This is a genomic window from Bradyrhizobium sp. SZCCHNR1017 (assembly GCF_032381375.1).
Taxonomy (GTDB): domain Bacteria; phylum Pseudomonadota; class Alphaproteobacteria; order Rhizobiales; family Xanthobacteraceae; genus Bradyrhizobium.
Map to the genome: position 1 here is coordinate 417,620 of NZ_JAUHIR010000005.1, position 6,343 is coordinate 423,962.

Here is a 6,343-nt window from a genome sequence, read left to right on the forward strand (position 1 = left end):
TTCAGTGAGTTTGTCGAGATATTAGGCAAGTGGCACAAATGACTGTTTCTGCGGCAGTGCAGCAATCAGCCGGCGAGACGGATCTTCTCCCGAGCCATCGGGCCCGCCTGGATTATCGCGCGGGCAGGGGCTGGAGCACGGCGGGCGTCGCCAACGGCTTCGTCCAGGGCAATCTGGCTGTTATCCCCGAGCAGTACGCCGGCGCCTTCCACCGCTTCTGCCAGCTCAACCCGAAGCCGTGCCCGATCATCGGCATGTCCGATCCGGGCAATCCTTTCATTCCGGCGCTCGGCGCCGATCTCGACATCCGCACCGACGTGCCGCGCTATCGCGTCTGGCGCGATGGCGAGATGGTCGAGGAGCCGACCGATCTCATGGCGCATTGGCGCGACGACCTCGTCGCCTTCGTGCTCGGCTGCTCGTTTTCCTTCGAGGAGGCGCTGATGGCCGACGGCCTGCCGATCCGCCACATCGAGCAGGGCTGCCGCGTGCCGATGTATCGCACCAACATCGCCTGCACGCCGTCGGGGCCGTTCGCGGGGCCGATGGTGGTGTCGATGCGTCCGTTCAAGCCGGCGCAGGCGATCCGCGCGGTGCAGATCACGACGCGCTTTCCCGCCGTGCACGGCGCGCCGGTGCATCTCGGCCATCCCGACCAGATCGGCATCGCCGATATCAGCAAGCCGGACTACGGTGACCCGGTGCCGGTCGGCGCCGGCGAGATTCCCGTCTTCTGGGCCTGCGGGGTGACGCCGCAGGCGGTTATCGCCGCGGCCAGGCTGCCCTTCGCCATCACCCACGCACCGGGGCTGATGCTGATCACCGATCTCAGGAACAAGGATCTCGCCGTCCTCTAATCAGGCAGCCATGCTGCTCATTGAGCCTTTACCGCCGACCTCAACCGCTTCATCGATGCGCTTTCATCAGAGGATCTTGCCATGACCATCACGCGCCGAAACGTCCTGCTTGGAGCCACCGCCGCCGCTGCGCTCGGTCCGATCGCCGCCCGCGCCCAGACGTCGGAAGTGAAGATCGGCGTCATCTATCCGTTCTCCGGCGCCAGCGCCCAGATCGGCGTCGACGCGCAGCGGGCGTTCGAGACGGCGGCCGAGATCATCAACGGCAAGTTCGACTACGACCTGCCGCTGGCCCGTACCGAGGGTCTGCCGGGCCTCGGCGGCGCCAAGATCAAGCTGGTGTTTGCCGACCACCAGGCCGACCCGCAGAAGGGCCGCGCGGAGGCCGAGCGCCTGATCACCCAGGAGAAGGTCGCAGCCGTCATCGGCTCCTATCAGAGCGCCGTCGCGGTGACGGCGAGCCAGATCTGCGAGCGTTACCAGATTCCGTATCTGTCGGCCGACAATTCCTCGCCGAGCCTGCATCGCCGCGGCCTGAAGTATTATTTCCGCGCCGCCCCGCATGACGAGATGTTCTCGCAGGCGATGTTCGACTTCTTCGACGCGATGAAGAAGAAGGGCACCAAGATCGACACGCTAGCCCTGTTCCACGAGGACACCATCTTCGGCACCGATTCGAGCAATGCCCAGCTCAAGCTCGCCAACGAGCGCGGCTACAAGATCGTCGCCGACATCAAGTACCGCGCCAACTCGCCGTCGCTGTCGGCCGAGGTGCAGCAGCTCAAGGCCGCCAATGCCGACGTGCTGATGCCGTCGAGCTACACCACGGACGGCATCCTGCTGGTCAAGACCATGGCCGAGCTCGGCTACAAGCCGAATGCGATCGTGGCGCAGGACGCCGGCTTCTCCGAGAAGGCGCTGTATGACGCGGTCGGCGACAAGCTCGAAGGCGTGATCTCGCGCGGCTCGTTCTCGCTCGACCTCGCCGCCAAGCGGCCGATGGTCGGCAAGATCAACGACATGTTCAAGGCCAAGTCGGGCAAGGACTTCAACGACTACTCGTCGCGCCAGTTCATGGGCCTGATCGTGATGGCCGACGCCATCAACCGCGCCAAGTCCACCGACGGCGAGAAGATCCGCGACGCGCTGGCCGCGACCGACATGCCGGGCGAGCAGACCATCATGCCGTGGAAGCGGGTGAAGTTCGACGAGAACGGCCAGAACAACGACGCCGATCCGGTGCTGCTGCAATATGTCGGCGGCAAGTTCGTCACCATCTTCCCGACCCAGGCCGCGGTGGCCCAAGCCACCTGGCCGATGAAGTAAGCGTCTTCGGCCCGAGGGGCGGGGAGACCATGGCGGAGCATCTGTCGTGCTCCGTCATTGCGGGGAGCGCAGCGACGAAGCAATCCAGGGGCCGCAAAGAAGGTCTGGATTGCTTCGCTTCGCTCGCAATGACGGGGAGCAAGTGAAGTGACAGCAGAAACAATCATCCAAAGTCTCGCCAGCGGCCTCTTGATGGGCCTGCTCTACGGGCTGATCGCCGTCGGCCTGGCGCTCATCTTCGGCCTGATGGACGTCGTGAACTTCGCCCACGGCGAGTTCCTGATGATCGCGATGTACGCGACCTTCTTCCTGTTCGCCTATTTCGCGCTCGATCCGCTGCTGTCGGCGCCGATCGTCGCCGCTGCTCTCTTCGTGTTCGGCGCGGTGGTCTATCTTCTGATTGTCAGATTTGCGGTCAGGGCGAAGGCCAATACCGGCATGGTGCAGATCTTCTCCACCTTCGGCCTTGCGGTGCTGATGCGCGGTGTCGCGCAGTACTTCTTCACCCCTGACTATCGCAGCATTCCGCACTCCTGGCTGGGCGGCAAGACGATCTCGATCGCCGGCATCTATCTGCCGCAGCCGCAGCTGGTCGGTGCCCTCATTGCGATCGCCGCCTTCGCCGGCCTGTACTTCTTCATCCACCGCACCGATTTCGGCCGCGCGCTGGAGGCGACGCGTGAGGATGCCGGCGCGGTGGCGCTGGTCGGCATCGACAAGAACAAGGTGTTCGCACTCGGCTGGGGCCTTGGTGCGGCGCTGGTCGGCCTTGCCGGTGCGGTCATGGCGATCTTCTTCTATGTCTTTCCCGACGTCGGCGCGTCGTTCGCGACCATCGCCTATGTGACGGTGGCGCTCGGCGGCTTCGGCAGCGTATTCGGCGCCTTTGCCGGCGGCATCGTGGTGGGCCTCGTCGAGGCCATCACCACGCTGATCCTGCCGCCGTCGCTGAAGACTGTCGGAATCTACGGGGTCTATCTCCTCGTCGTCTTCATCCGCCCGCGCGGCCTGTTCGGATCGATCTGATGGACAAGGCATTCATCCAACGCCGTCGGCGCGACCTCGTCCTCGCCGCCTTCCTTGCGGCCATCGCCGCCGTCGTGCCGTTCTTCGTCAAGGACGTCTACGTCCAGAACATCATGGTGCTCACCCTGATGTACGCGGCGCTGTCGCAGAGCTGGAACATCCTGTCCGGCTATTGCGGCCAGATCTCGCTCGGGCACGCGCTGTATTTCGGGCTCGGGGCCTACACCACCGCAATTCTGTTCACCAAGTTCGGCGTGCTGCCGTGGTTCGGCATGCTCGCCGGCGGTCTGATCTCGGCGCTGATCGCCATGGCGCTCGGCTATCCCTGCTTCCGGCTCGGCGGCCATTACTTCGTCATCGCGACCATCGTCATCGCCGAGATCACGCTGCTCTTGTTCCAGAACTGGGATTGGGCGGGGGCGGCACTCGGCATCGACATTCCGGTGCGGCGTGACTCGTGGCTGACCTTCCAGTTCACCCGCTCCAAGCTGCCGTACTTCTACTTTGCACTCGTGCTCGCCTGCGTCGCCTGGTTCGTGACCTGGTGGCTGGAGGATTCGAAGTGGGGCTATTGGTGGCGCGCGGTGAAGGACAACCCGGTCGCCGCCGAGAGCCTCGGCGTCGACGTGTTCAACTCCAAGATGGGCGCGGCGGCCGTCTCGGCCTTCCTGGTCGCGATCGGCGGCAGCTTCTATGCGCAGTTCGTGTCCTACATCGATCCTGAAAGCGTGATGGGATTCCAGTTCTCGCTCTTGATGGCGCTCCCGGCCGTGCTCGGCGGCATCGGCACGCTGTGGGGACCGATGCTGGGCGCGGTCATCCTGATCCCGCTGACCGAGTTGACCCGCTCCTTCATCGGCGGCTCCGGCCGCGGCGTCGACCTGATCGTGTATGGCGGCCTGATCGTTGCGATCTCGCTGGCGCGGCCGCAGGGTCTGGTCAGCCTGTTCTCCCGCAAGCCGAAGCCGGCCGTTCAGCCGGCGAGAGAGGCGGTGGCATCATGACCGCGCTGCTGGAAACCCGCAACATCACCCAGCGCTTCTCGGGCCTGACCGCGAACTCCGACGTCTCGATCTCGGTCGGGCGCGGCGAGATCGTTGGCCTGATCGGGCCGAACGGCGCCGGAAAGTCGACCTTGTTCAATCTGATCGCCGGTGCGTTCAAGCCGACCGAAGGCGCCATCATCTTCGACGGCGAGGACGTCACCGCGCTGCCGGCCGCCGAGCGCTGCCAGCGCGGCATCGGCCGCACCTTCCAGGTGGTGAAAAGCTTCGAAAGCATGACGGTGATCGAGAACGTCATCGTCGGCGCGCTCGTCCGCACCACCAACATGCGCGAGGCGCGGCGGAAGGCGCATGAGGTCTTGGAGTTCTGTGGCCTCGGCGCCCGCGCCGATGTGCTCGCCAGCGATCTCGTGCCTTCGGAGAAGCGGCGGCTGGAAGTGGCGCGTGCGCTCGCCACTGAGCCGAAGCTGCTGCTGCTCGACGAGGTCTTGACCGGCCTGACGCCGGTCGAGTCACAGAAGGGCGTCGAGCTCGTGCGCCGCGTGCGCGACACCGGCATCACGGTGCTGATGGTCGAGCATGTCATGGAGATCGTGATGCCGCTGGTCGATCGCGCCATCGTGCTCGATCTCGGCAAGGTGCTGATCGAAGGCAAGCCCACGGACGTCGTCCGCGATCCCAAAGTCATTTCCGCCTATCTCGGAGACCGCCATGCTGTCGGTGCGTGACGTCACCACCGCCTATCAGGGCCTGGTTGCGATCTCGAATATCTCGATCAATGTCGAGAAGGGCGAGATCGTCTGCGTCGCCGGCGCCAATGGCGCGGGCAAGTCGACCTTGTTGAAGTCGATCGCCGGGGCCGAGCGGCCGCGTGCGGGCAGCATCACCTTCGACGGCAGCCGCATCGACGGCATGGCGCAGCACCTGATCACGGCCAGGGGCATCGCCTATGTGCCGGAGAACCGCCGGCTGTTCCCGCGGCTCTCGGTGCGCGACAATCTGCGGCTCGGCAGCTATCTCTATCGCGGCGAGGCCAACCGCGAGGAGCCGCTCGACTTCGTATTCACACTGTTTCCGCGGCTGTCCGAGCGGCTCGAGCAGCGCGCCGAGACCTTGTCCGGCGGCGAGCAGCAGATGCTGGCGATCGGCCGCGCCCTGATGACCCGGCCGCGGCTTCTGATGCTCGACGAGCCGTCGCAGGGCATCATGCCGAAGCTGGTCGATGAGATCTTCCAGGCCGTCAAGCGCATCCGCGACGCCGGCATGACCGTGCTGATCGTCGAGCAACGCATGGCCGAATGCCTGGAGATCGCCGACCGCGCCTACATCCTCCAGACCGGCCGCGTGCTGATGCAGGGCACGGCAGCGGAGATCAGCGGCAACAAGGATGTGCGGAAGGCGTATTTGGGGCTGTGAGGCGATATGTTCAATTGCCTGCTCTGCGTCGTTGTGTTCGCGGCGCGTAGCGAAGCCATCTAGAGTCCCGTCCGAGGCCCGTGGATCGCGTCGCTGCGCTCGCGTTGACAGCGTTCGTGGAAGGCGCGGTGTCCGCCACAACCGTCATTGCGAGCGCAGCGAAGCAATCCAGGGCCACTTGATCGGTTTACGTTGAGATTCGACTCAGATCAGCGTCTCGTAAAGATCGAGCCATTGCGGGTTGAGCGCTTCGACCAGCAATAGCTTCTTCTTGCGGCTGCCGGACTTGATCTGCTTCTCGCGTTCGATGGCGGCGATCATCGTTTCGTGCGGCTCGTACCAGACCAGGAGCTTGCAGGCGTAGGTCTTGGTGAAGCCGGGGACCAGGCCCTCGCGATGCTCGTAAGCCCGCTTGGGTAGGTCGCTCGTGACGCCAACGTAGAGCGTTCCGTTGCGGCCGCTTGCCACGATGTACACGTAAGGCCGTTTCATCAGCACACCCAACATATCAAGCGGGGCGGGAGAGTATAACTTGGAATCTTTGCTGCAGCCCCTGGATCGCTTCGCTGCTGTTCAGCCCGGAGACATAGCTTACACCTGTTCGGGGACATAGTTGACAGTTTTGGGGTCGCGCAGATCAATCGCTGCGATCTGATGTGCGGCAAAGAAAATTCCGAACTTTCCGTCGGCACTGAGTGGCCGGATAGCCAGCCG

7 protein-coding genes and 1 pseudogene are annotated in these 6,343 nt (G+C 64.4%); 6 read left to right on the plus strand and 2 right to left on the minus strand.

Translation table 11 applies throughout. The features are described from left to right. Positions 1 to 38: 38 nt before the first annotated feature. From QW863_RS16375 to QW863_RS16400, 6 genes are all read left to right on the plus strand, one after another. Positions 39 to 857, plus strand: a complete 819-nt coding sequence (locus tag QW863_RS16375) for a putative hydro-lyase (RefSeq protein WP_315715786.1) — start codon at positions 39 to 41, stop codon at positions 855 to 857. A gap of 81 nt (positions 858 to 938) precedes the next feature. Next, positions 939 to 2,183, plus strand: a complete 1,245-nt coding sequence (locus QW863_RS16380) for an ABC transporter substrate-binding protein (protein ID WP_315715787.1) — start codon at positions 939 to 941, stop codon at positions 2,181 to 2,183. Between the two features lie 147 nt (positions 2,184 to 2,330). Beyond that, positions 2,331 to 3,209 carry a branched-chain amino acid ABC transporter permease gene (locus QW863_RS16385; protein ID WP_315715789.1) on the plus strand — a complete coding sequence of 293 codons (879 nt, stop codon included), beginning with the start codon at positions 2,331 to 2,333 and terminating at the stop codon, positions 3,207 to 3,209. Then, a complete protein-coding gene (locus QW863_RS16390) occupies positions 3,209 to 4,213 on the plus strand; it encodes a branched-chain amino acid ABC transporter permease (protein ID WP_315715790.1) in 1,005 nt (334 codons plus the stop codon). Before QW863_RS16385 ends, QW863_RS16390 begins: the two co-directional genes overlap by 1 nt. Further along, entirely contained in the window at positions 4,210 to 4,941 is a 732-nt protein-coding gene (locus tag QW863_RS16395) for an ABC transporter ATP-binding protein (protein ID WP_315715791.1), read from the plus strand. Before QW863_RS16390 ends, QW863_RS16395 begins: the two co-directional genes overlap by 4 nt. Continuing rightward, positions 4,925 to 5,629 (plus strand): ABC transporter ATP-binding protein, encoded by a 705-nt coding sequence (locus QW863_RS16400; protein WP_315715792.1) that lies wholly within the window; start codon positions 4,925 to 4,927, stop codon positions 5,627 to 5,629. Before QW863_RS16395 ends, QW863_RS16400 begins: the two co-directional genes overlap by 17 nt. 204 nt (positions 5,630 to 5,833) lie before the next feature. Here QW863_RS16400 and QW863_RS16405 read toward each other — a convergent pair whose 3' ends face one another. Together QW863_RS16405 and QW863_RS16410 are read right to left on the minus strand one after the other, a co-directional pair. Beyond that, entirely contained in the window at positions 5,834 to 6,121 is a 288-nt protein-coding gene (locus QW863_RS16405; RefSeq protein WP_315715793.1) for a GIY-YIG nuclease family protein, read from the minus strand. A gap of 99 nt (positions 6,122 to 6,220) precedes the next feature. Further along, positions 6,221 to 6,343: pseudogene (locus tag QW863_RS16410) on the minus strand (IS481 family transposase); the annotation flags it as partial.

Bases quoted from the DNA above. Each gene is read 5' to 3' on its own strand.
- QW863_RS16375 (WP_315715786.1), top strand. From the start codon at position 39: ATGACTGTTTCTGCGGCAGTGCAGCAATCAGCCGGCGAGACGGATCTT.
- QW863_RS16380 (WP_315715787.1), top strand. From the start codon at position 939: ATGACCATCACGCGCCGAAACGTCCTGCTTGGAGCCACCGCCGCCGCT.
- QW863_RS16390 (WP_315715790.1), top strand. From the start codon at position 3,209: ATGGACAAGGCATTCATCCAACGCCGTCGGCGCGACCTCGTCCTCGCC.
- QW863_RS16395 (WP_315715791.1), top strand. From the start codon at position 4,210: ATGACCGCGCTGCTGGAAACCCGCAACATCACCCAGCGCTTCTCGGGC.
- QW863_RS16400 (WP_315715792.1), top strand. From the start codon at position 4,925: ATGCTGTCGGTGCGTGACGTCACCACCGCCTATCAGGGCCTGGTTGCG.
- QW863_RS16405 (WP_315715793.1), bottom strand. From the start codon at position 6,121: ATGAAACGGCCTTACGTGTACATCGTGGCAAGCGGCCGCAACGGAACG.